General features: G+C 67.6%; 21 protein-coding genes. 12 read left to right on the top strand and 9 right to left on the bottom strand.

Annotated elements, in window-relative coordinates; genetic code table 11:
* The first annotated feature begins 5 nt into the window (after positions 1 to 5).
* The 3 genes from AB8A24_RS18450 (at position 6) to AB8A24_RS18440 (ending at position 4,494) form a co-directional block, all read left to right on the top strand.
* The gene (locus AB8A24_RS18450) at positions 6 to 1,538 is read left to right on the top strand and encodes a terminase family protein (RefSeq protein ID WP_369476679.1); all 1,533 of its coding nucleotides are present in this window, start codon (positions 6 to 8) and stop codon (positions 1,536 to 1,538) included.
* 218 nt (positions 1,539 to 1,756) lie between these two features.
* A complete protein-coding gene (locus tag AB8A24_RS18445; RefSeq protein ID WP_369476677.1) occupies positions 1,757 to 2,554 on the top strand; it encodes a hypothetical protein in 798 nt (265 codons plus the stop codon).
* A 110-nt stretch (positions 2,555 to 2,664) separates the two neighbouring features.
* Positions 2,665 to 4,494 carry a hypothetical protein gene (locus AB8A24_RS18440; protein ID WP_369476675.1) on the top strand — a complete coding sequence of 610 codons (1,830 nt, stop codon included), beginning with the start codon at positions 2,665 to 2,667 and terminating at the stop codon, positions 4,492 to 4,494.
* Between the two features lie 232 nt (positions 4,495 to 4,726).
* Here the strand turns inward: AB8A24_RS18440 and AB8A24_RS18435 are convergent, their stop codons facing one another.
* From AB8A24_RS18435 to AB8A24_RS18415, 5 genes are all read right to left on the bottom strand, one after another.
* Positions 4,727 to 5,125, bottom strand: a complete 399-nt coding sequence (locus AB8A24_RS18435; RefSeq protein WP_369476712.1) for a DUF2335 domain-containing protein — start codon at positions 5,123 to 5,125, stop codon at positions 4,727 to 4,729.
* A 1,142-nt stretch (positions 5,126 to 6,267) separates the two neighbouring features.
* Positions 6,268 to 6,756 carry an RNA polymerase sigma factor gene (locus AB8A24_RS18430; RefSeq protein WP_369476673.1) on the bottom strand — a complete coding sequence of 163 codons (489 nt, stop codon included), beginning with the start codon at positions 6,754 to 6,756 and terminating at the stop codon, positions 6,268 to 6,270.
* A 94-nt stretch (positions 6,757 to 6,850) separates the two neighbouring features.
* A complete protein-coding gene (locus AB8A24_RS18425) occupies positions 6,851 to 7,111 on the bottom strand; it encodes a hypothetical protein (protein ID WP_369476672.1) in 261 nt (86 codons plus the stop codon).
* Between the two features lie 416 nt (positions 7,112 to 7,527).
* Complete coding sequence (locus AB8A24_RS18420) at positions 7,528 to 8,091, bottom strand: DUF6233 domain-containing protein (RefSeq protein ID WP_369476670.1); 564 nt, start codon at positions 8,089 to 8,091, stop codon at positions 7,528 to 7,530.
* Positions 8,092 to 8,623: 532 nt separating this feature from the next.
* Positions 8,624 to 11,908, bottom strand: a complete 3,285-nt coding sequence (locus tag AB8A24_RS18415; protein ID WP_369476668.1) for an NB-ARC domain-containing protein — start codon at positions 11,906 to 11,908, stop codon at positions 8,624 to 8,626.
* Positions 11,909 to 12,101: 193 nt separating this feature from the next.
* Between AB8A24_RS18415 and AB8A24_RS18410 the strand changes: the two genes are divergently transcribed.
* From AB8A24_RS18410 to AB8A24_RS18380, 7 genes are all read left to right on the top strand, one after another.
* Positions 12,102 to 12,710 (top strand): hypothetical protein, encoded by a 609-nt coding sequence (locus AB8A24_RS18410; protein ID WP_369476666.1) that lies wholly within the window; start codon positions 12,102 to 12,104, stop codon positions 12,708 to 12,710.
* A 284-nt stretch (positions 12,711 to 12,994) separates the two neighbouring features.
* Complete coding sequence (locus AB8A24_RS18405; RefSeq protein ID WP_369476664.1) at positions 12,995 to 13,672, top strand: hypothetical protein; 678 nt, start codon at positions 12,995 to 12,997, stop codon at positions 13,670 to 13,672.
* A 126-nt stretch (positions 13,673 to 13,798) separates the two neighbouring features.
* Positions 13,799 to 14,215, top strand: a complete 417-nt coding sequence (locus AB8A24_RS18400; RefSeq protein ID WP_369476662.1) for a head decoration protein — start codon at positions 13,799 to 13,801, stop codon at positions 14,213 to 14,215.
* A gap of 10 nt (positions 14,216 to 14,225) precedes the next feature.
* Positions 14,226 to 15,281 (top strand): major capsid protein, encoded by a 1,056-nt coding sequence (locus AB8A24_RS18395; protein WP_369476660.1) that lies wholly within the window; start codon positions 14,226 to 14,228, stop codon positions 15,279 to 15,281.
* A complete protein-coding gene (locus AB8A24_RS18390) occupies positions 15,281 to 15,571 on the top strand; it encodes a hypothetical protein (RefSeq protein WP_369476658.1) in 291 nt (96 codons plus the stop codon). The genes AB8A24_RS18395 and AB8A24_RS18390 overlap by 1 nt, the downstream gene beginning before the upstream one ends.
* A gap of 65 nt (positions 15,572 to 15,636) precedes the next feature.
* Positions 15,637 to 15,963, top strand: coding sequence for a hypothetical protein (locus AB8A24_RS18385; protein WP_369476656.1), 327 nt, complete (start codon positions 15,637 to 15,639; stop codon positions 15,961 to 15,963).
* 5 nt (positions 15,964 to 15,968) lie between these two features.
* The gene (locus tag AB8A24_RS18380; RefSeq protein WP_369476654.1) at positions 15,969 to 16,802 is read left to right on the top strand and encodes a hypothetical protein; all 834 of its coding nucleotides are present in this window, start codon (positions 15,969 to 15,971) and stop codon (positions 16,800 to 16,802) included.
* 236 nt (positions 16,803 to 17,038) lie between these two features.
* On the opposite strand, the gene AB8A24_RS18375 is transcribed toward AB8A24_RS18380, so the two are convergent.
* The 4 genes from AB8A24_RS18375 to AB8A24_RS18360 form a co-directional block, all read right to left on the bottom strand.
* Complete coding sequence (locus AB8A24_RS18375; protein WP_369476653.1) at positions 17,039 to 17,764, bottom strand: hypothetical protein; 726 nt, start codon at positions 17,762 to 17,764, stop codon at positions 17,039 to 17,041.
* Between the two features lie 26 nt (positions 17,765 to 17,790).
* The gene (locus tag AB8A24_RS18370; RefSeq protein ID WP_369476710.1) at positions 17,791 to 19,074 is read right to left on the bottom strand and encodes a multiprotein-bridging factor 1 family protein; all 1,284 of its coding nucleotides are present in this window, start codon (positions 19,072 to 19,074) and stop codon (positions 17,791 to 17,793) included.
* 324 nt (positions 19,075 to 19,398) lie between these two features.
* The gene (locus AB8A24_RS18365) at positions 19,399 to 19,953 is read right to left on the bottom strand and encodes an N-acetyltransferase family protein (protein ID WP_369476651.1); all 555 of its coding nucleotides are present in this window, start codon (positions 19,951 to 19,953) and stop codon (positions 19,399 to 19,401) included.
* On the bottom strand, positions 19,950 to 21,251 hold the full coding sequence (locus tag AB8A24_RS18360; protein ID WP_369476649.1) for an XRE family transcriptional regulator: 1,302 nt from the start codon (positions 21,249 to 21,251) through the stop codon (positions 19,950 to 19,952). Before AB8A24_RS18360 ends, AB8A24_RS18365 begins: the two co-directional genes overlap by 4 nt.
* A gap of 224 nt (positions 21,252 to 21,475) precedes the next feature.
* On the opposite strand from AB8A24_RS18360, the gene AB8A24_RS18355 reads away from it, so the two are divergent.
* Positions 21,476 to 21,982, top strand: coding sequence for an ATP-binding protein (locus AB8A24_RS18355; RefSeq protein ID WP_327385537.1), 507 nt, complete (start codon positions 21,476 to 21,478; stop codon positions 21,980 to 21,982).
* A gap of 56 nt (positions 21,983 to 22,038) precedes the next feature.
* Complete coding sequence (locus tag AB8A24_RS18350; protein WP_369476647.1) at positions 22,039 to 22,272, top strand: hypothetical protein; 234 nt, start codon at positions 22,039 to 22,041, stop codon at positions 22,270 to 22,272.
* Positions 22,273 to 22,725 lie beyond the last annotated feature (453 nt).

The following is a 22,725-nucleotide window of genomic DNA, read 5'->3' as shown; positions in this document are numbered from 1 at the left end:
TGGCCATGCGCGACCACGAGGCCCTCCTGACCCACTACCAGACTCTGCCAGCCGCCCAGCGGCGAGGCATCGCCACACAGGCCTCGCCTGAACTCCGGGCCCAGCTCGCCAGCGTAGAGAAGCGTCTGGCCATGGACCGCTCCCCGGGCGCCCTGGCCGCCGTACTCACCGACGGACGGGAGATGCAGGCCCCGCACCTCGACCTCATCGACCAGGCGTTCATCGACATGGCCGAAGGCCGACTCGACCGAGTCATGCTGACCATGCCCCCTCGGCACGGTAAGAGCCGCCGAGCCAGCCGATGGGCACCACTTTGGTACCTCCGGCGCAACCCCGGCCACCGCATGATGATCGCCAGCTACTCCTCCGACCTCGCTGACGACCACGGCCGCTGGATCCGCGACGCCATCATCACCTGGGGCGACGAGCTCGGCATCCACCTCAAGACAGGTAGCTCCGCCGCCAACCGGTTCGACATCGCTGGCGGCGAAGGTGGACTCCTCGCCGCGGGCATCGGCGGCGGCCTCACCGGCCGCGGCGCCCACATCGCCATCGTGGACGACCCCGTCAAGGACATGGCCGACGCGGACAGCCCGACCATGCGCAAACGGGCGTGGGACTGGTGGACCTCCGTCCTCCAGACCCGAATCGAACCCACCGGGGCGATCTGCGTCATCCAGACCCGCTGGCACGAAGACGACCTCGCCGGCCGCATCCTCGCGACAGAACGGGACGCCTGGCACGTCATCGACCTGCCCGCGCTCGCCGACAGCCCCGACGACCCCCTCGGTCGCCTGCTTGGCCAGCCCCTCTGGCCCGAGCGATTCGACACGACCCATCACGCCAAGACCCGCAAGCGCGTCGGTGAACGAGTCTGGGGAGCCCTCTACATGCAGAAGCCGCGCCCGCCCGAGGGAGGCGTCTGGAAGCGGAAGTGGATTGAGGCCGCACGGATCAACGCCGTTCAGTTCTCCGGCCTCGACATGGCGCGGATCGTTGTCGCCGTCGACCCCGCCGGCGGCGATTCCACCGTGAACGACGAGACCGGCATCATCGGCCTCGGCCGCGACTTCGACCGGCACCTCTACCTGCTGGCCGACCGCTCCGGGCCCATGGGCGCCAACAGCTGGGGCATTTCGGCCTGCCGCCTCGCCCTCGAACTCAAGGCAGATGCCCTCGTCGTCGAAAGCAACTACGGCGGCGACATGGCCAAGCAGATTCTCCGACAGGCATGGGAGCAGCTCCGCGCTGACGGCGTCACCAAGGGCCTGCTCATGCCGATGATCCTGGAAGTCACCGCCAAGGTCGGAAAGCGCCTCCGCGCCGCACCCGTGGCGCAGCTCTACGAGCAGGGACTCGTCCACCACGTCGGCGAGTACACCGAACTCGAAGACCAGATGGTCACCTGGGTCGAAGGCATGGACAGCCCCGACCGGATGGACGCCGCAGTACACGGGCTCACGGAACTCGCGGACCCTGACCAGCTGGACGTCATCGTGAACGACACCGAGGACGGCCGCTTCGATGGGCGGAGGTAACCTCAGCGGAGGTGTGGATGTTCCCAGCCCCGTGGAAACCGGAGCCGAAACGGCCCGATGAGGAAACGGCCCCGTGTAGCGTCGCGATCACGCTGATGCGCGCCATGACGTAGCCGTAGCAGGCTGAGGGGATCCGTAGCTACCCTTGGCCACGTGCGCACGGGGCTCTGTGGCCCAAGTCGTGATTGCTGACGTGTAGTTGATGCAGAATGCGCGGCATGACTACTCACTCCTCGGCAGTCACGCTGAAGCATGCCTACTACCGGTGTCGCCTCGGCCGCCGCCAACTCGATGCCCTCTTCGTCACCGCCTCAGCTGGTTTCGGCGAGTCTGGCATCGAGTACTCGACTGAACGAAATAGTCGTACTTTTCGGGCGCCAACCCTTATCGACCTCGTGGATGCTGTGCGAAGCGCACCGCTCCCCGGCGACCCTGATAAGTGGGATAATCTGGCATTCGTAGCAAAAGACTCATCGGGAAAGTGTGCGGTCACCTTACAGCTTGATCAGGAGCAGGTTGAGGTGAGCATCATCGGCTCAGACCCTACTTGGGTGTATGGAGCAGATGCGCAGATCCGCATCTTCCTTGAGGACGGGGCGGTCGGCGGGGGTAGCGCCCGCCGCTCTGACGCGCGGCGCAAGTCGCAGAGCGCAGCTCTCGGAGCTCTCTTCTGGGTGTTCTGGCTGCTGTACGCAGTGGCGTGGTACCCGGGGAGCAAGGTGGGTGCGCCACCCGGCGCTACGGGGGATGAGTGGGTCAACAAACCACTGCCGACTTCCAGTCTGGCCGTCCTTGCCGCCATTGGTCTCTACTTTGCGCTCAAGGCCCTCCAGTTCTGGGCTCGCGATCGGGCGGGGGCGGGGAGGCTCGCTGTAACGGGGGAAGTACCGGATGGCCGTTGGTGGAAGACATTGACGACGACAGAGCAGCTCACCGCCATCGGAGTCTTGGTGGCGATCCTCGCAGCACTTGGGACGCTGATCTCCGCCGGCGCAGACGTATTCAAGAACGGCTAACTGAGTCCAGGCTAGCTATGCCCCGTCAGCGAACCGGATGGCCCGGGACGCAGGCTCAAGGGCCCATATGCTGGACCGGCGGCGCGGGGGCCGACTGCCTGGAGAACGCTGTGGGCCTGCGCAAGTTGATCACCGACGTATGGAGCTGGCTGGACTACAAGCCGGTCATGGCCGACCCCCGTCGCCCCGGGCTCAACGCCTGGTCCGACCTCACGTCCTCGTGGGTCCCGGACGAGGACTTGCGGCGATTGTCTGCGTACCGGCTGCTGGCCGCCTACGACTCCAACCAGGCCGGCCAGGTCGCCGCGATCACCGGGGATGACAGCGCGGGCGGAGAGCGGCGCGAGCTCGGCGACGCGAGCAAGCTGATCGACACCGCCCTGGGATACCTGCTCGGATCGGAGCAGACGATCACCGTTCCCGGAGCGGAGCAGGCCGCCGGCGATCAGGCCGACGGGCATGCCGAGGCCGTCGCTGTTCAAGAGCATCTCCGGGCCTGGGCAGAGAAGGAACTCCTACCGCTGCGCCTCCAGCAGGCCGAACGGACCGCGATCCTCCTCGGCGACTCCGTCTACTCCCTGGCCTGGGACCCCACCAAGGGCCGCGTCCTGCTCCGAACCTGGGACCCGGGCCTCTACTTCGCCGAATGGCCGGACGACGAGCAGGACTCAGGCGAGTTCCCCACCCGCGTGCACCTCGCCTGGGAGATCCCCGAAGACGTACGCCGCGGCACCAAGGCCAGGCTGCGCCGCATCACCTACGAGCTCGCACCGATCGCGCCAGCCAGCCGCCCCGCCACGAACAAGGATGGCGCTCGCTTCCGTGAGCCTGTTGCCGGAGACGACGATGTCGCGCTGCTTGTGCCCGGCGACGTCCAGGATCCCGCGACCGGGGTCATCACCCGCACCTACCCGTGGGCGGCAGGGCGGCCGTCCCCGTACACGTGCTACCTCACCGACGCCGAATGGGACCTCGACGACCTCAAGCACTCCGACCTGTTGTACGACCTGCCCCTCCACAAGGCGACCTTCCGAACCCGTTCCGACGGCGAGGTCCTTGACCGGCTCGACCTCCAAGTCGACTTCATCCCCCTGATCCACATCACCAACAACATCCCCCACTCAGGTGACCACTGGGGCAAGCCCACCCTGGCCACCGTCCTCCAGGCCCTCGACGAGCTCTCCGCCACCGACACAGACTCCTCCGGGGCAAGCGCCACCACCGGCTCCCCGATCATCGGGCTCGCTGGCGCCCGACTCCCGATCGACCGGAACACGGGGCAGCCCCTGCCGGTGAAGGTCCGAGCAGGCACGGTATGGCAACTCAACGACGGCGGCCGCATGGACGTCCTCGACACCTCCGCCCAGCTCGCCGAACTCCGCTTCCGCGTCGATCACCTCCTCGACCGGATCGCCGCCAACAGCCGCATCACCGCCGCCGGCCTCGGCATCCTCGACCCCACCGCCCTGCCCTCCGGCTACGCCCTCCAACTCGCCCTCGGGCCGCTGGACGCACTCGTCGGCTCCATGCGCCTTGCCCGCGACCACAAGTACGGGATCTTGCTGCGCATGGTGCAGCGCCTCCACCAGGCAGGACAAGCCCAGGGCTGGCCTGTGGGGGATTCCTACCCTGCCCGCCTGATGTGGGGACCACACACGCCGACTGACCGGGCTGCCGTTCTCGACGAGGTGGTCAAGGGCGTCGGTGTAGGAGTCCTGTCCGTGGAGACCGGTGTGCGAATGCTCCAAGATGCTGGCTACCCCATCGAGGACGCGCAGCAGGAGATCAAACGCATCCAGGCTCGGGCCTTCGAGGCCGCCGCGCGGCTCGCTGACGCCACGGGCGACAACGCAGCCGTCCGGGCCTACCTCGGCCTTCCCGAGGCCGACACCGAGATCCCCGACGTGCCTCTTCTAGCTCGGAACGACCAGGCAGCCTGAGGCGGGAACCTGGTGGATCGGTATGGCTAGAATCGAATGCTTGATCGGTAGCTGCCTCGCTCTGAAAAGTTTCGCATCGTGGGACGATTTTCTGGCGTGGCAGCTGCCCGCATGCGCCACAGCGGGGAAGAGAGCGAAAGGCAGGGCGCCATCAGGTGCCCACTCCAAGAGTCGCCGCCCCCACCGAGTGGACAGATGGATCCTTCGTTGTCGGCGTCCGAAGGACACGCAGTCAGTCCTGGTCGTCTTCTTCGTCTTCGTCTTCTTCTTCAGAGCCGGTATCACTCGCACGGCCCCTCGCCGCGTGACCGGTCACGAACACGGTGACAATAGCGCCGATGTCTAGCACTCCGACTGCGGCTGCCCAACCGTAAGCACCTTTGTATGCGAAGTACGCAGCCAGCGCCGCCAGGAACACCAGTGCAACGAGTCCGCATCCTTGACCCATCCTCGCCAGGTCATACGGTTGCTTCAGGGCGAGTTCTTCCTGCTTGTGACGGTGGGCCTGTTCGGCCTTCGCCATCCCCACAATCTCCGCAGCCAAGCCAGGAAGTGCCGCTTCATACTCCCCGAGTTCTCTCGGTGACGGAAGCGGTCCTGAGTGTCGACTGACCCTGCTTCGGTGGCGCAAGACTGTGCCGCCCCCGAAGGCGTCGTGGATGTCGTGCTGGAGCTCGTCGGCCTCAGCCGTCAAATCTTCGAACTTCTCCCTGGGCAGGACTACGTATGCCTCAGGGTCGGCGATGAGATCTACTTCATCGTGACGCGCTTCGTTCTCTCCGCGGCCATCGCCTTGCGTAGGTCGCGGCCCACTGCTTCCCAATCTGACCCCCGGCGCAACCGGGCAAGGTCCGGCTGGGCCCTGCGCATCGCTGAGTAGGTTGCGAGCCCGGCGATGTCGATACTGGAGCCGATACCCACGACCAGGGACGTGAGGCGCTGAAGGTTTAGCACCTTCATCGTTTACTCCTTTGTGCGGGATGGACGGCCACTTATCACGCCCACCCTATCGCGACTGAATGTTCAACCCGGAACACCAGCGCCTATCCGTCTATATTGTCTCAAATGGGTCACGGGATGGCGAGGCGAGCGGCCGCACCGTGCTTCTGGCGGCCCCGGGGCAGGTGGCTGCCATAGACCCTCTGGCCCATGCCCTGGGCCGTGGCGAAGCTGAGCGGTGGATGCGGGAATGGACGGCCGCCGGCCTCGGCACCCTCGACCCCACCGCCCTCCCTTCCGGCTACGCCCTCCAACTCACCCTCGGGCCGCTCGACTCCCTCGTCGGCGGCATGCGCCTGGCCCGGGCCCACAAGTACGCGATCATGCTGCGCATGGTGCAGCGCCTCCACCAGGCCGGCCAGGCACATGGCTGGTCGACCGGGGAGTCGGCGCCCGCGCACTTGGCGTGGGGTCCCCATACCCCGACCGACCGAGCGGCGATCCTCGAGGAAGTCGTTAAGGGCGTCGGCGCCGGAGTGCTGTCCGTCGAGACCGGCGTGCGCATGCTCCAGGACGGGCCGGATATCCGATCGACGACGCCCAGGACGAGATCGAACGCATCCAGGCCCGGGCCTTCGACGCCGCCGCCCGCCTTGCTGACGCTACAGGTGACAACGCAGCAGTCCGTGCCTACCTCGGAATGCCGGAAGCAACGGTGGATGCCGTCCGCGTGCCGCTGCCGGAGGTGGGCGATCAGAGGCCGTAAGGCGTCCAACGGGAGGGCCGGCAAGCCTCGTCGTCGAGCCGACGGTTCCCGGTCGACGCTCGAAGCTTCTATTGCGGCTTCGGACCTGAGCGGGGCGCATTGCTTCTGATGTGGGAGGCAAGCCTTCTTCTCAGGGCTTTGATGGCTCTATTGCGTTGGACGTACACCTGATTCTTGGTGATGCCCAAGGATTCGGCGATCTCTACATCGGACAGCCCGGCCCCTTGCAAGGTGATCACCTGCTGTACCCGCCCTGGGGTCATACCGGCGATGGCCTGGCGTACGACAGCCCAGACTTCTGAGTCTGGGTTTTGGTCGTCTGCAGCGTGGTCGATCAGATGCGTAAGGGTGTCCTCGTCCGCGAGACTCACGCGCTGCTGCTTGCGCAGTATGTCGATCGCGCGATGCTGCGCGGCACGGGTCAAGTATGCGCTCAGGTTGTCGAGTTCCCCTATACGATCCCAATTCCGGTAGGCATAGAGGAACGCATCGGCAACTACGTCCTCGGCGTCGCTCCACGTGAGTGCTCGGAAGCGATAGTGGATCTGGGCGGCCATCCGTGGGTGTAGCTGGTGGAACAAGTCCTCAAGGCGCGCCAACGAGGCCGACGTGGCGTCTCCGTCACCGTCGACCTCGTTGGCAGTGCTTTCGCTAGGCGGCACCGGCATCGGTGTCATTTGCCGTGCCGCCTTCGTTGAAGGCGTCCGCGATCCGCATCAGCCGGCGAAACCGGCGGCCGATGTCCGTCATGCGCTTTGCCCCGCAGATGACGATGTGTCCTGTTGCGGCAATGATCACTGCAGCCTGCGCCACATTGGCGGCTGTGTCCCAGTGATCACCTGTGAGCTCGACGGCCTTGCTGGCCGCGAGCGTGGTGACGCTGGCGACGTACGCGATGGGCACTGCATTCATGCCTCCACCTTTCCCTGGTTCCGCGTCTGTGTTCGGTGCGTGTCTGGGGCTCCCCGCGCAAGGGGTAGTAGCTGCTCGCAGTCACAAGAGCGATTGGATCGGTTGCGGTGCGTGGTGGTCAAGGCGTCTCACGCGTGCGGGTAGATTTTCGGCATACCAAAGGCGCCCACCGTCAACTCGTGGTAGGCGCTCGCGCTTTCGGTTGCCACGGCCTGGCTGCTGGGCTGACCGTTGCGCCGGTCAGTCAGCAGCCAGACCTTGCGACAGACGCGGATAGGGTCCGTCGGATATACAGCGGGCAGAACCCCTCCGTTCTTACTTGGTTGCCAGACTTTTTTGCGAAGGGGGACCACCCTTCAACGTCAAGGGCTGCTGCTGGCGCACGGGGCAGTCGTCGAGGCCTCCCGGCGGGACCATCAGCTGCTGTCGATGGTGTCGAAGCCGTTCAGTAGAGGTTCCAACTCGTGGGCGGCACCGCACAACGAGCACAGGCGCACGCCCGGCCGCTCGGCCAGATTAAGTGCCTGCTCCCATGTCAGGGCGCGCATACCAGTCGGTGCGTCGGGGCAGTCGACGGCGTGGATGACGGCGAGGTCGGGGCCGCGACGGTGCAGAGGCCCCACGACCCAGCCGGGAGGCCGCCTGGGGCCGAGCTGCCGTTCCACGGAGTCCGGCGCCGGCAAGGGGTAGGTGGGGACGGCCGTGTACGCGGCCGGGGCGACGCCGGCGACGGGCCGGGCGTGGCCGGGGGCGTCCACCCACATGCGGGTGGACGCCGTACTCATGACGCCGTCCTCGTCGCAGACCCACAGGTCGAAAGAGGCGAGATAGATCCATCCGCCGGGCAGCTGCCGCCGTTCCCACAGCAACCCTGTGACCTCGCCTTGGGGGAGCAGGATCTGCACCGGGGGCGGGGTGAAGGCGGCGGGCTGGTCGTTCTGGGGGGCCGGTGTCGCGGTTCCTGGGCGAGGGGCTGCCACGGGGACTCGCTCCCTACGCGGCCGGCACCCACAGGCGGGCGCGGGCCTGGCGGCGGAGTTCGACTATGCCCGTCGGGGATGTGCCGGGCGTAGCCCAGAACGGGTGGCTGTACAGACTGCGGAGGGCCTCGACGAGCTCGTGCCGCAGCAGTGCGGTTGGTGCGCTCGGAGGCTGCTCTGCGAGGGCATCGTAGGCTCGGATCGCCCGGACCTGAGCCTGCACAAGATCGGGTGGAAAGGTCGGTAGCGCCATATCTGAATTAGGCCATCTGTTCGATTTCGTGTGCAAGTCGGATCGGCCCCTTCGCGTTGGGGCACATCTGTGCGGGTAGGGGGCCGGCGTGACTCTGTCCCCGCCGCTGGAGCCGATGCTGGCGCGGACTGTCCCGCGCTTGCCGACTCCAGCCGCCCTACCTGGGGGAACCGCGTACCAGCCCAAGTTATGGACAGGGTTCCGAGACGTTCGTTGTCCGTAGCCGCGGCATCGGGTAGGAGAAGCTGATCCGGCAATTCTCGGACGATCACGCCAGCACTAGGCTCCCCCGACATCTCGAATGTCGTACGTGAACAGACCACTGCTCGATGCGACGTACAGGGATGTGCTGTGAGGGGAAAAGACGCAGGCATCCAGGGCAGCGGACGTACGCATCAGCGCAGCTGCTTCGCCGCTGGTGGCGTCCCAGACGCGGATGGTCTGATCGCCTCCGGTGCTGGCTACCCACCTGCCATTCGGGCTGATGGCCACAGCCTTCGCCGGCGCTGTGTGCCCCCACAGGTAGCGCACACCTTCGCCGCTGGTGGTGTCCCAGACGCGGATGGTCTGATCGCCTCCGGCGCTGGCTACCCACCTGCCATCCCGGCTGATGGCCACAGCCCTCACCGACGCGCTGTGCCCCGACACGGAACGTAGAAGTCTGCCAGTCACCGGATTCCAGAGACGCACGTCACCGTGGTCAGCGGCGCTGACCAGAGTCGCGCCGTCTGGAGTAACGGCCAGGGCATGCATGTTGCGGCTGCGCCCTGTCAGAGCGTGTCGACGTGTCCCGGAGGCCAAGTCCCAGATTCCGATAACGCCGTCGCTGCTGTCGGTGGCGACCCAGTCGGCATTGGGGCCGATAGCCAGGGCCCCAGTCCATTGGGCAGACCCGACGGGGAAGTGGGTGAGGCAGGTGCCACTGCGTGCATCCCAGAGTCGCAGGTTCCGGCCGTTTCCTGCGGAGAGGATTCTGTCGCCGTCCGGGGTGATGGTGACGGACCGGATCAAGTCTGTAGGGCAGGCGATCACTTTGCGCAGGGCCCCGGTCGTGGCATCCCAGATACGCATGGTGTAGTCGGCGTTCGCGGTGACGAGCCATGTACCGTCAGGGCTGACCGCGACGGCCCGAACCTGGTTGCCGCGGCTGATGGAGCATGGAGGCGGGGTCAAGTCCCATACGAGTACCGTTCGACCGGTTTCGCCTGCGGCGGCAAGCCACCTGCCGTCCTGGCTCGTCGAGATCCCTTTTCCCGGGTCGATGCGGCCGGTCAGCGTACGCGGGTTGATGTCACTTGTGGTGTCCCAGATGCGGATGGTGTGATCGGAATGGGCTGTGGCCAGTTGCTGCCCGCCGCCGCTGATGGCGAGCGCAGACGCACCTCCTCGATACCGGCCCACGACGAGGGGGCCTTGGCCGTCCTGGTAGTGCCGGCTGGTATCCCAGATGTGGATGGTGTGTCGATCCTTCAGCACGGCAAGCCAGCGTCCGTCGGGGCTCACTGAGAGCGCGACTCTGGCGGAGGTTTGCTGAGTGTCCTGCACACTGCGGATGGCCTCGGACCGGAGACTGCGAACATAAACGCGCATAGCGTCACTTTCATGGGCGACCCATACATCGCCGTCAGCGACGGCTAGTGCTACGCCCTGGCGGAGAGCCCAGTCGTTCCACTGCTGGAGCTGCTGACCGTTGCGAAGATCCCACAGCCGTACCGTGCGCGTGCCGGATGCGGCCAGGTGGACGGCGTTGCGGCCGAGTGCGAGAGCGTGGACGCTTTCGGAGGGACTGGTGAGGGTTCGCACGAGCCTGCCGGTGCCGACCTCCCAAACATGGATACGACCCTGCAAATTTCCAGTGGCCAGCAGTGTGCCGTCCGGAGCGATCGCGACCGCCGTCAGTACGCCGGTGTCTTCGGTCAGGTTCAAGACGAAGCAGGGATCAGGCAAATCGGGCGGAGTGTTCCGGTCGACGAGCGATGTTCCGCTGAGCAGGAGTGCTGTCTGGGCGCGCCAGGCAGAAACGTTACCCAGGCGGCTGTAGAGGACTCCGTCCAGGAAGTGAGCTGGTTCCGTGGGGGACAGCAGTGGAGCGGCACGTCCCAATTCCTGAGCCATGAGGCGGGCGGACGGAGTGGGGAGCAGTGAGAGATCGTTCCATGGGGCGGTCGGGCCGCGCTGATGCAGGCGCGTGCGTATCCAGCGCAGGTCGGAAGCCACCTCCTCAGCCTGAGTGATCAGGCCGCCATCAATCATGTGCTCGATCAGGTGATCCAGGAGATACCCGTCGGACACCCCCCACCACGCCCGTACCTGACCTGTCCCCGAGGGAGGAGGCGAAGCCCAGGGGATGTCGCGCGCAATGCCGTCAACGAAACAGGCATTGGTTGCGGACAGTTCGGGACCTAGTTCGCTTCGCAGGTAGTCGCGCACCACATCGTGAAGGCTGATCGCCCCACCCGCGGTCTGCGCGTCGAGGCTCAGCAGCGAAAGGTCCGCCATCTGTTTACACAAGGCCCGCGACTCCATCTCATGGAGACCGGCGGTTGCCTGCCACAGCTGGCAGACCAGGCTGACCGGGATCGTCTCGTCCTCCATGAAGATCCCCAGTTCCGCGAAGCGCCGGCCTCCCTCGGGCGGAAGCAGCGTGGTGGCGGCCTCGATGCTGGCCCGTACCGCTTGGTTTCGGCGCTTGGGATCGTCCAGGTCCAGTGCCACCACGGGACCCTGGAGGACATCGATCCCGGAGGGGCCCCGACGCTGTAGCCTCTCCAGCAGGTGCTGGACGGCCTGCGTGAGATCGGCGCCGGTGGCAGCCTGCGCCGCTAGACGCTGGTTCGCCATGCGAAGCAGCAGCGCCCAGCGACCGGTCACCAGCACCAGGTCTTGGACCAGCGACGTCGGCAATTCGGGCAGACCGTGGGTGAGAACGGCCTCCGCCTGCTTCTGGGACATCCGGTCGACGACAATCCGGTCTGCCCCGGCCGGAAGAACTGCGGGATTTCGGGTGGTGATCAGCCGCACACAGTTCCGGTCGCCGCCTTGAAGGAACGGCGTTAGCTGCTCCGCCTCCCATACGTCGTCGAGAACCAGCAGCGTACGAGGACGCTGATCGAGCAAGGCCCCTAGTCGTGCCCCAGCTTGATCTGGGTCGGTACCCGCCTCCATGGTGTCGCCCGTGACGTAGCGCGTTACCTCTGCGACCTTCGCCGCGATCGCAACGCGCCCACGCACATCTCGACCAATCGTGATCACATGCACGCCGCCGGGAAACTGCCGCCGCACCTTGCGGTGCGCACAGACGACCTGGGCTAGCGTGGTCTTCCCAAAGCCGCCCGCCCCATGCAGACCGGTCGCGATGCCCACCGATCCGCCACCGCCACGGCGGCGCACCAGCGATACCACCCTCTCCGCTTCCTCGCGGTCCACCACCCAGTCCGGGATCACCGGAGGCGGAGGCAGGGTCGCTCCATTTGCCCTCCCCGTGATGGCCTCGGAACGCAAGGCTAAGAGCAGCGCGAAGATGCCCGACCCCGCTCCCAGAACGCTCGCCAGGGGGTCTGCCACGCTCCAGCCGTCTCGGAACGCGGTGACGGCGAGCCATACCACCGCTGCCACCCCTGGTGCCGCCAAGAACCGCGCTTTCCATCTGCCCCTGCCCATATCGCCATCTTGGTGTCGGCAACTCGCTTAACGCCACCGGTTCTCGCGGCTTGGGGACGTGGGTTCCTGTGTGACCCGGACCGCTAGCCTCGCCAGCATGGACACGAACCCCTTCGAGGCTTTCGAGGTAGAACCCGAGGCCGGCGCGGTAGAGGTCGCCCAGCACATGGTGCAGGTGTGGGCTGAGGCGGTCATTCGGCAAGCCGAGCGAGCACAGACCATTCGCAAGAAGGACGCGATAGACAATCGGAACTACGAGCGCAACGAGGACTGGAGCCCCGACGAGGAGCAGCTCGCCGCCGACTACCGGGTCTGGTGGGCGGAGGAACACATGCTCGTGTGGGCCGCGTACCAGTTGGAGCAGTGGCGTGGCCGTCTAGCGAAGGAACGGGGAGAGACTGCGCCGCCCGAGAACCGCGACCTCAAGCTCGTACGGGATGCCCTGGAGCACCTCAGCGAAGCTCGCCTGGAGGACTTTGCGGCTATGCCTCCCTCCGAGAAGGGGTTCCAGGGCAGGGCACTGCGAGAATTCCCCAACAGAATGCTGAGCCTCTCGCTTGGCGGCAGGACGCTCTTCGAGCTGCTTGACCCGCACCGGGTGTACGAGGAGGCGCTCAAGGTCGTGAAGTCGATCGAAGCCGAGCTCGATGAGCGGGCTCAGGAGGCGGTCGAAGCACTGATGTACGACGAGTGGAGGGGGCGGTGACGCCTGGCGGGTGTGGTGAGCTCCCGTTGTGACGTGGTCGGCGGGAGCGGGGCGAACTTACGACCCCGTTCGGCGCACTCCTGCTGGTGGAGTGGGTTACTGATGGGCGGCCCCGCTCCCGTCGGCGTCGCACCTCAGCGCGACATGATCAAGCTAACAGCCTCGCGGGACATCGTTGGGCGCGCGCACGGGCTTACGGCCCGATCAGGAAACGGCCCAGTTCGGAGGCGGGGCTAAACTGATCAACGGCGTGGGGGCGCTGGAGACCTTGACGAGGTTCACGCATGACGCGCCCGCTCCCTTCGCCGTTCGCGCCGGTCGGCTACCGCCGAGACGGTCGCCCGATCTATCCGATTCTCGGTGCTGCCCCGAACGACCCGTCGGCCGATCCCGCAGACCCGGCGGACCCGCACGCCCCGACCGTGTCCCAGGACGACCTGAACCGCCTCCTTGCCCGGGAGAAGACGCAGGGTGGTCGAGCGGCCGTGAAGAAGCTCTTGGGGGACCTCGGGTTCGACACCCCTGAGGCGCTGGGCGCGTTCATCACCACGAAGCGCGAGGCGGAGCAGGCTGCCCTGTCGGAGGTCGAGCGCCGCGAGCAGGCTGCGGCCGAACTGGAGCGGCAGGCCAATCAGCGCGTTGGCGACGCGGATGCCCGGGAGCGGGCAGCGGTACGTCGCGCCGTGCTCGCCGGACTGGGGGCGAGCGGTGAGGACCTGGCGGACGCTGTCGTCCTCATCGAGCGATCCCTCGCCGATCAGCCGGACGCGGACGAAGCTGCCGTCACCGCCATCGCCGAGCAGCTGAAGGAACGCCGACCGAGCCTGTTCGGTCAGCAGACCCCGCCGCCGGCGCCCGGAGGCTCACCCGCTGGGGGCCCGCCGAGCCGCGGGGGACTGCCGCCGCGACCGGGCGCCGCTGGTCTGGAAATGGCCCGCCGCCGCGGCTTCGTCTCCGGCTGACCCACCCGGTAGCCACTCCCACCGGCGGGCAAGCCGGACCAGGGGACCACGCCCCGTATTTCCGTGGACGACGCCACCACCCGGGTGTGCGCCCGCCCCGCTTTGCGTCCACGGGAGGACCAGGCTGTGACCATCCAGCCGATCACCACGTCGGTGTCGTACACCGCTGACCGGGCCTGGCTCGGCAGTCTGCACGGCACGGACTCGACCGAGACGATCACACTCGATGTCTCCAAGCTGTCCGCCGCGCACATCCAGGCGTCCACCGACACCAGCCAGCCGTACGGCCGGGTCCTGTCCGGGGTGCCGGTCGGGAAGATCACTGCCTCCGGCCTCTACGGGTCCTTCGACCCGGCAGCAGCCGACGGGCGCCAGAACCTGGCCGGCTTCGTGTTCGCCGAGACGCTGTATGCCCCGTCGGCGGCGAAGGTGCCCGCGGCGCTGCTGTGGCACGGCGTGGTCGTGACGGCGAAGGTGCCCGGCGGCATCGATACCACCAAGGTCACCGCGTCGGTGACCGGCCCGCAGATCCGGTTCGTGTGAGGAGTCGACGATGACCATTCAGGACCTGATCAAGAATGTCGCGGTCAACGACCTGACCACCTTCGCCCGCGCCATCCCCTCGCAGGCGGACCACCTCCTCACCAAGGCCGGCGGGCTCATCCCGACCTTGGAGCAGGACGAGGTGAAGTGGCGGGTCAAGGACAACGGCCGGTACGTCAACGTCGCCAAGTACAGGGCCTTCGACGCATCCGTGCCGTTCGCGACCCGCGAGGCGTGGCAGACCACCCGCGAGGGCATGCTGCCCCCGCTCGGCCAGAAGCTGCTCGTCGGTGAGCAGGAGCAGATCCTCCTGGAGGCGTCACGAGGCGCCGACGAGGACCGGCTGATCGAGTTGCTGTATGACGACACGGAGCGGCACGTCGAGGCCATCCGCTCCCGCATCGAACTCGCCTGGGGCGACGTGCTGACCGACGGCAAGTTCACGCTGGCCGCCGAGAACGGCCTGACGATCGAGGTGGACTGGGGCGTCCCGGCTGGCAACATGCCCGTCGTCCCCAAGCTGTGGAGCGACCCGACGTCCGACCCGATCAAGGACGAACTCGCCTGGATCCAGTACCTGGATGACCGAGGTGCCCCGGCGCCGGAGTTGGTGCTGACCAGCCGCAAGGCGTTCTCCTTCCTCGCGGCCAACAACGCCTACCGCGCGGCGTACTACGGCAGCGTCAACCCGTCGAACACCCCGACGGCGACGCTCACCCCACAGCAGATCAACGTGGTGCGCGACAACTACGGCCTGCCGCCGGTCACCTTCTACAAGGGCCAGGTCCGGGTTGACGGCGTGCAGACCAAGGTCATCCCCGAGGACCGGTGGATCCTGCTGCCCCCGGACCGTTCCAAGTGGGGCCAGAGCATCTTCGGCGTGACGGCCGAGGCCCTCGCCCTTTCGCGGGGCACGAACCCGGAGATCACGAAGGAGGACCGGCCGGGCATCGTCATCACCCGCGGCGCGCAGGACGACCCGGTTCAGATTTGGACCAAGGGCGCTGCCGTGGGCATGCCGGTCCTGCACACCCCGGACGCTCACATCGTTGCGAAGGTGATCTGATGGCCCGCCTCTCTGCCGCTGTCCACGTCCAGCATCCGACGACCCGGGAGTGGGTGGTCCTGGAGCCCGGTGAGGAACCGGCACCCGAACTCGCTGCCGAGATCACCAACCCCGGCGCCTGGGAGAGCGGCGTGCTGCCCGAGCCCGAGGACCAGGCGGAGGACGAGGGACCGCCCCCCTTCGGCTTCGCCCCGGACGAATCGCCCCAGCCGGAGCCGGAGCCGGAGCCGGACCCCGATCCGGAATCAGCGCCGACTCCGCAGCGCCGCCGCAAGACCGCCACCACGTAGCCCTACCCGACCGGGACCGCCGACTCGCCACGAGCGGCGGTCCCCCTGCTTCGCAAGGAGAGCCCGTGAACCCTGCCGTCCTCGCTTGGCTCCTCGCCCAGCTCGGGCCCACCACCGACCAGACCGACCTCACCGCCCGCTACGCACGACTTGCCAGCGCCCGGGAAGTCGCGCGCGAGGTCCTCTCCGAACGCCGCGCCAACCTGCTGGCCGAACCATTGAGGATGACGGTCGACGGCGTCGTCACCATCGACCAGAGCAACAACCTCCAGGGCCTCGAACGCCAGCTTGCTGCGCTCACCGACACCTCGGCCCCTGACGATCCGGTCATCGGCGAGCCAGGCATCGAGCTGGTCACCGCGCCGCTCGTACCGGCCCACCGGACTCGGTAGCCGCCATGGCGTACGACTGGCCGCCGCTGGTGCCCGGCGACCCGGACGAAGTCGCTCGGCGCGTCGCGGCCGTACTCGACGAAGCCTGGAACCGACTCGCCGCGCAGCAGCAACGCGTACTCAAGACCTTCGAACAGCAGCCCCGCGGCCGCCTGGTGCTGCTCATACTGGAGGAGTTCAAGCGCGCCATCCAGGCGTTCCGCCGCGAGGTCGACACCGAGGCCCTCGCATTCATCCGCAGGCAGCTCCCGCACCTCTACCAGCAAGGTGCCGAGCATGCTGCCGCACGGCTCGGAGCACGGTTCACATGGACGATGATCCACCGAGAGGCGCTCCTCAGTCTGGCCAGCGATTCGTACGCGGACTTCCTCCGCCGGTCCGAAGAGGCCGAGCGGATGGCCACGGCGTTCTACCGCGCCGCGCGGGCAGCAGCGCGACGCGAAGTCCCGCTCCTGGCCGCAGGAAACGTCACCGCCAAGCAGGCGGCCGCGAACCTTGCAGCGCGGCTCCGTGACGATCACCAGCTGGCTCACGTCGTCTACCGCAATGGAGCCCGCGTTCCGGTCCGAGCCTGGGCGGAGGCGGCGACCCTGGCGAAGAGCGCGGTGGCCTACAACGCGGGCACCCTCAACCGCTCCCGTGAGGCCGGCGTCGTATACGTGGAGGTCTTCGACGGCATGGACTGCGGATGGGTCAGCCACCAGGACCCCGACAAGGCGGCCCGGACCATCCGAAGCGTCGAGGAGGCCGCAGAGTTTCCCATCGCGCACCCGCGCTGCCGCCGATCTTTCGGCCCTCGTCCGGACATCGAAAGCGGAGCGGTCACGTTCGCCGACTAGATACTGCAACTGCATCTGCGTGACGGATGTGGTGTGGGGCTCGTTGGTGTATCTGTGTGCCGATGAGCTGACGGTTGAGCAGGTCGAGTCGTGGTACTCGTTCGGAGCCACCCGGGGCTCCGAGGCGGCCCCGGCCGCGGGCCCTGGGGACCTCCGGTTCGGCCCTCTCGGGCACCGCACCGGCTCGCTCCGGTCGGGCGGCGAGCAGTGCGCGACGGGTCGCCTGCCGGCGCCGCCTACGGCCGCAGCTGGGCCGCGAGTGCCTCGGCGACCTTCCTGAGCGACTCGCCGGCCAGGGCCGGGTCCGCCTTGGTGACGGGCCATCCCTGGGAGACCACGAGCGCCAAGTCGCCCTTGCCCGCCACCGCCACCCGTGCGACGGCGGCCGTGCCTCGGCCCGGGGTGACCCTGGTCTGGCCGATCCCGGGCTTGTCCTTGGAGAACGCCATCACCTCGTCGGCGCCGAGGTTGCCGAGGGTGGCGATCCGCGGCAGCGCCAGGTTCACCGCCCCCTCGCCCTCGGACAGGGCCACGAGGTCGATCTCCATCGGGGCTTCCGAAGCCGTGAAGTTGCAGACGACGGACGCGTTCGGCGGGACGGCGGGAAAGGAGGAGAACCCGGACGGCCTGGGCTGCCCGCTGGGCAAGGGCTCGGCCGGCCGGCCCGGGTCGACGGTCCCCTGAACCGCGGGGTGGCCGCCGGACGCCGCCGGGGTGACGGTCCGTTCGGCACCGGCCGCTTTCAGCGCCGCCGCCGGGTCTAGGCCGAACGGGCAGGCCGACGTACTCGTCAGCTGCTTCGCCGTCGAGGCGACCCGGTCGTAGGACAGCCTCTCACCGCCCGAGGCGGCCCCGCCGGAACTCCCGGACGAGGAACAGGCGCTCCCGGCAAGGGCGATCCCGGCCGCGCCGGCCAGGGCGAGGATGCGGCGGTACTTGGCTGCTGTGCGATCAGCTGTCATCCGGTCAGCCTAATCCTGCAACCGCACTAAGCCTTGGTCTTCGTCGCTGCGACGAGCTCCGCGACTCCCGTTACACGAGGGTGACGCGTCTGCAGCTCGGTGACGATCGCCCGGATGGGGGGACGGTCGCGGACTTCACCGGGCGACACGCGGACCGCAGCAAGTAGGGAGGCAGCTGCCTGCTCCGGCTTGCCCCACTGCCACCAGGCACGGCCGAGGTCGGTGTGCATCCGCCCCTTCCGCTCCCTGGTGGGGAACTGCGAAGCATGGAGGTTCCGGCCCGCCTCCAGGGCCGCGCCGGCGTCGCCGAGCGCCCAGTGCACGCCGACGGTGTAGAGGTCGACGGCGGCAGGGGTGATCGGGAACAGGCGGCCAGCAGGGGCTCGGAGGGGGAGATCCCGGGCTGCCCTGCCAGCTTCCCGAATCATGGTGTGCGCCTGGTCGCGATCACCAGCGACGGCCGCCGTGTAAGCGGTGCTAGCGAGCATCTGGGCGAAGGCGGCTGCCTGGGCATCCGTCGTCAGCCCTGTCGCCTCGACACGGGCAACGGCTCCCTGAATGAGTCGCTGCGCAGCGGCTTCCTGCCCCTGGTGGCGTAGCACGGCAGCCAGTTCGCGGGCTGCTGCGGCAGAGGCGAGGGGCGAGCCGGAGACGTCCGCGTACACCTGAGCGCGGTCGGCAGTGAGGCGAGACAGTGTGTAGTCGCCCCTCTTGTTCAGGACCGTCGCGGCGAGGGTGTACGCGGACGAGAGGCGCGCGTAGTCGAGGTCCGTACGGCTTGCCGTCGCGTGGTGGGCGTCGCCGAGCAGTCCTGGAAGGTCTTGGAGGAGCTGGTCGTAGTGGCCCGCGTCGAAGAGGGCGCGGGCCGTGGCCAGCCGGGAGTCCAGGGGGAGGCGGGACCCGGTGGGGTCAGGTGTCGCAGCCAGAGCCTTCTCCAGCCCTGAGAGGAGGCCGAGCGGTGCTGTGAGGCCGACTGCGATGGCGGTGCGGCGTAGCAACGGATCCTCCAAGGCAGGCGGCGACGACTCTTCAGCAACTCTAGGGCTGCGCTGCGCCTTTAAGCCTAGGGAAGCGGCCAGCAGATCGACGGGTACGCCGACTTCTCGGGCCGCGCGTCGTAACAGTGTCAGGTCCGCGAGCTGCCCGTGCTCGATGCGGGAGATGGTGGAGGCGGAGCAGCGTAGGCGCACGCCGAGATCCGTCTGTCGCCAGCCCAGAGCCTCTCGGCCAACCCGCACGAGGCTCCCTGCTTGCTGGTCGTCGACCAGTGCACGAACCTTGCGGGTACTCCAGAGCGGGTCCACGCCCACGAAGCCCTCCGACGGATCGGCCCAGAGGTCTGCCGCCCCCACCTTAGGGTCTGTGACTGGATGTGCACCCAGCGTGTGCAGAATCTGCAAGCGGCTTGCTGCATGGGGGCATGGCGGTCATGTGGGCACGTCGGCGTGGTTTCGTGATGGAGCCAGCGGGGGTCGTTCAAGGCCCGCGCCGCTGGCCGATGATCCAGCAGGAAGGGGACACGCCATGTGGTCGAAGGAGCGCGGTGGAAGCACGCACGGTCGAAGCAGGCGGGCGCCGTGACCGGGTTGAGTCACAGCCAGGGGGCTCAACCCGGCGGCGGACTCGCCGCGAGGCTATGGGCGGGCGACGGGCCTGACCATGGCGGCGTACTTCGGGGAATCGGGGAACGGCTGCTGATGACCGACGACACGGTAGCCCCACGCCTCGTACACGGCCTGAACCGCGCCATTGCCATTGGCCGGATTGACCAACAGCGTCACGCGCTCCTCAGTTCGGGGAGCGAGCCAGGTCTCATGAAGTTGCCAGGCAACGCCACTTCCGCGCCACGGCCGGCGGACGACGATCTCGTTGAGCGCGACGGTTCGCGTGCCGTCCTCTTTTATGAACTCGTCGGGAAGCGGTTCCGTCATGGTGGACCACCATTGCGTATCGGGCCTCAGGGGAACGCCGAAGGCGAAGCCGACAGCTTCACCGTCCTCGTGACCGATCACGGCGGTCCAGCCGGGGCGGGACGCGTAGTTGCTGAGGCGCTCGTCGAATCGCTCCACTGACTGGAACTCGGTCAGGATCTGGAAGTCGCGGTGTCGTACTTCCTGGTGGATGCGAAGGATCTCTTCGCGGATGGCGGGCAGTTGCTCGGCGGTGGCCTGGCTGAACACGACGGTCACGACTGCTGTCCCTTGTTCGTCACGTATCGAGCTGTCCATTCGGATGTGCATTGGGCGCCTGGGGCCATGCTGGTGAGGCCCTTGTCGAACCGGTTCAGCAGTAGCCCCGTGCGTCCGGTCAGTGAATCACTGGCCTGGTCAGGGAGAGCACTGAGAGCCGTTGCGCATGCTTGCTCGGGTTCTCTTTGGTGCAGCTGGGCCAGCGCGAGACTGGCCGTGTAGTACCTGCGGTTGCGTACGTACCCGGGGCGCAGTCCACCGAGGGTGCGGTGCAGGTGTGCCTCAGCCTCGGCGTGGCGTCCAATGCGCGACATGACCACAGCGGAGAGCCCGTCCAGTTCCGCAGCGTCGTAGAACCCGATCCAGGCCGGCCGCTGCGCTCCGGGGTCGGCCTTTTGGAAAGCCTTGCGAGCGATTTCCATCGAGCGAAGGGAGCCGTTGTGATCACGAGCTTGGGCCTGCACTCCCGCAAGACGGGCCGAGGCGAACGAGCTGAAGAGGGGATCGCGGCGACAGGCTGCGGAGCGGCGCGCGATCTGGGCAGCGTCCAACGCCTCTCGGAGGCCACCCGGGCGCTGGGACGCGAGCAGAGCGGCGTGCCCCCATAGCCGAAGCTCGATCTCCGGGTTCTTGGACAACCGCGCCATGTGCAGGGCCCGCTCGAGGTGGCCTCGTGCCCGGTCAGGCGCGTGATCGTCCACCGCTGCCCACAAGGCCGTCCCGGTGAACGCTGCCGCCAGGAGATAGAGCCGGTCCTTCACCCGCTCGCTCATGGTTCCGACGGCCAGCCGTTCCTGGGCGTGGTGGGCGAACGCCAGGGCACGAGTCTCCAGCTTGACCGTGCCCCCGGCCAGGTTGTCCGATGCGATGAGCTGATCGAACGCGGTCTCCAGCTCGTCGAGGTCTGCCATGCCGATGCGGAGTCGCGACGTCGCCGCCGGCACCGGCAGGAGCGCGGAGACTGTGAAACCGACAGCTGCCGAGGTGAAGCGACGTCGCTTCACTGGATCCTCCGATGTTGCGTTTGATGGAGCCGGGTGCTCGCCGCTGCCGTGCCGCACGGGCCGCCGGAAGCCGAGTGCATCGGCAGGAACACCGAATTCTGCTTCTAAGGCCAGGCGCTGTCGCGTCTGGGGCCATGAAGTTTTTCCGGTCAGCCAGTTCCGGATGTGCCGGTCTTGCAGCGTCCCGGGCCTGCCGGTGAGGCGCTCGATGTGCTTGTTCAACCGCTGTGCCAGTTCTGCCTGTTTGAGCGCAGCGGCTTCCATGTGCGACGCGAGGAGCACGTTCTCCGTCATGGGCCCACCGTAACGGCGTCACATCGTTGCGTGACGGTCGCAAGGTAAAAATTACCGGTTCTGCGCAAGCCGAGAGCGACGCAAATTGCCTTTCTCTGCGCGCCGGTTGGGCGTTTCCTCTTCGTGTGGCTCGGTCAGCCCGTGCATGTCGAAAGACGTGGCTGCCGAGCACCGCGTTCTCCTTCCTCACACAAGTTCTCTACCGATCGGACAGGTGTCAGGTCATGACGCAGACAATCGCCCGGCCGCGTCCGGTGGCGGAGAAGACGGATGTGAGCCGCCGGCCGGCCGTGGACCTCATGGCAACATCCTTCGCCATCGAGGGCCAGGAGGTCGGCGTCGTGTCCGCCATTGACGCCAGGCGGGTCGGTCACATCCGCCGCATCGTGGCTGCCAGGCTCCGCTACCTCGGGCTGTCGAGCCTGCTGGACTCGGCGTTGACGATTGTCAGCGAGTTCGTGTCGAACGCCATCCAGCACTCCACCCGCGGTAGCGGGGAGGGCGCTTCAGTGACGGTGACGCAGCTCTACGCGAGGGGACAGTTGCACATCCTCGTGCAGGACGCGGGCGGTGGGCAGCCCCAGGTGCGCGCTGCCAGCGCGGATGCGGAGTCCGGCAGAGGACTGGCGATCGTGGACAAGATCACCGCCGAGATGGGCGGGCGATGGGGCTTCACCTCAGACAGCAGGACCGTCTACTGCGTGATCCCGGTCGGCCCGGTAGCGCGGTAGGCCCGGCCGGCGCTGCGCCGGCGCACATCCCAAACCATCAGGTTCCTGGAGGATTCGTGTACGAGGTCAGCCAAGGCGGCTTACCGCAACTCGTTCAGCCCGAGCCCAGCCCGCTGCCGCCGCGCGAGCCGGGCTCCGCTTGGCAGCAGGCCGAAGCGCACCTGCCCCTGCCCAAGGCGTTGCCGCGAGACCTGGAGTACGTGCGTCCCGACCGGGCCGAGAAGAGCACGAGGCTGTCCGGCCTGCGTCGGCGTGGCCGCGGAGCGGCCCGCTCCGACGAGGGCGTGTGACGTGGCTCGGCTGGGTGCTGATCGCGTGCATGGGGGTGCTGGTCACCGTCGGCTCTCGGCACAGCCGGTAGCTGCGCACCGTCGTCGTTACTTCCCTCGCCTGCGCTGGGCGGCACGGCATCCTCGTGGCGCGATGGAGCGCAGCGGCTTCGGGCTCTGGACGGCCGGGGGACCTCTGATATTCACCGCTGGGGTGCTGGCTTGGCTGACCTGGCAGTACGTCTCGCACTTCTCCTGACCGCCGTTTCCCTGGAGTTGTGTCCTGCCGCTCCGGGGAGACGGCTCCATCGGGCCCTGCTCGCTCCCCGTACCACGCACCCTCCGCGTGATGACCGGGCAGCTGGGCGAGCGGGGCGCGGCGCCTCGCTGATGCTGCTCCGCCTCCCAGCGGCGAGCGGGAGCGCCCCGGCCGCCCCCAGCGAACGGGGGCGGCCGGCCATCCACCGGACATCG

This window comes from Streptomyces sp. BF23-19 (assembly GCF_041106355.1).
Lineage (GTDB): Bacteria > Actinomycetota > Actinomycetes > Streptomycetales > Streptomycetaceae > Streptomyces > Streptomyces virginiae_A.
Note: the sequence above shows the minus strand (reverse complement) of the source record. Positions and strands in the feature narration are given on the sequence as shown.

Bases quoted from the DNA above. Each gene is read 5' to 3' on its own strand.
- AB8A24_RS18395 (WP_369476660.1), top strand. From the start codon at position 14,226: ATGACCATTCAGGACCTGATCAAGAATGTCGCGGTCAACGACCTGACC.
- AB8A24_RS18405 (WP_369476664.1), top strand. From the start codon at position 12,995: ATGACGCGCCCGCTCCCTTCGCCGTTCGCGCCGGTCGGCTACCGCCGA.
- AB8A24_RS18355 (WP_327385537.1), top strand. From the start codon at position 21,476: ATGACGCAGACAATCGCCCGGCCGCGTCCGGTGGCGGAGAAGACGGAT.
- AB8A24_RS18445 (WP_369476677.1), top strand. From the start codon at position 1,757: ATGACTACTCACTCCTCGGCAGTCACGCTGAAGCATGCCTACTACCGG.
- AB8A24_RS18430 (WP_369476673.1), bottom strand. From the start codon at position 6,756: ATGGCCGCCCAGATCCACTATCGCTTCCGAGCACTCACGTGGAGCGAC.
- AB8A24_RS18410 (WP_369476666.1), top strand. From the start codon at position 12,102: ATGGACACGAACCCCTTCGAGGCTTTCGAGGTAGAACCCGAGGCCGGC.
- AB8A24_RS18450 (WP_369476679.1), top strand. From the start codon at position 6: ATGCGCGACCACGAGGCCCTCCTGACCCACTACCAGACTCTGCCAGCC.
- AB8A24_RS18380 (WP_369476654.1), top strand. From the start codon at position 15,969: ATGGCGTACGACTGGCCGCCGCTGGTGCCCGGCGACCCGGACGAAGTC.
- AB8A24_RS18360 (WP_369476649.1), bottom strand. From the start codon at position 21,251: ATGACGGAGAACGTGCTCCTCGCGTCGCACATGGAAGCCGCTGCGCTC.
- AB8A24_RS18425 (WP_369476672.1), bottom strand. From the start codon at position 7,111: ATGAATGCAGTGCCCATCGCGTACGTCGCCAGCGTCACCACGCTCGCG.
- AB8A24_RS18375 (WP_369476653.1), bottom strand. From the start codon at position 17,764: ATGACAGCTGATCGCACAGCAGCCAAGTACCGCCGCATCCTCGCCCTG.
- AB8A24_RS18390 (WP_369476658.1), top strand. From the start codon at position 15,281: ATGGCCCGCCTCTCTGCCGCTGTCCACGTCCAGCATCCGACGACCCGG.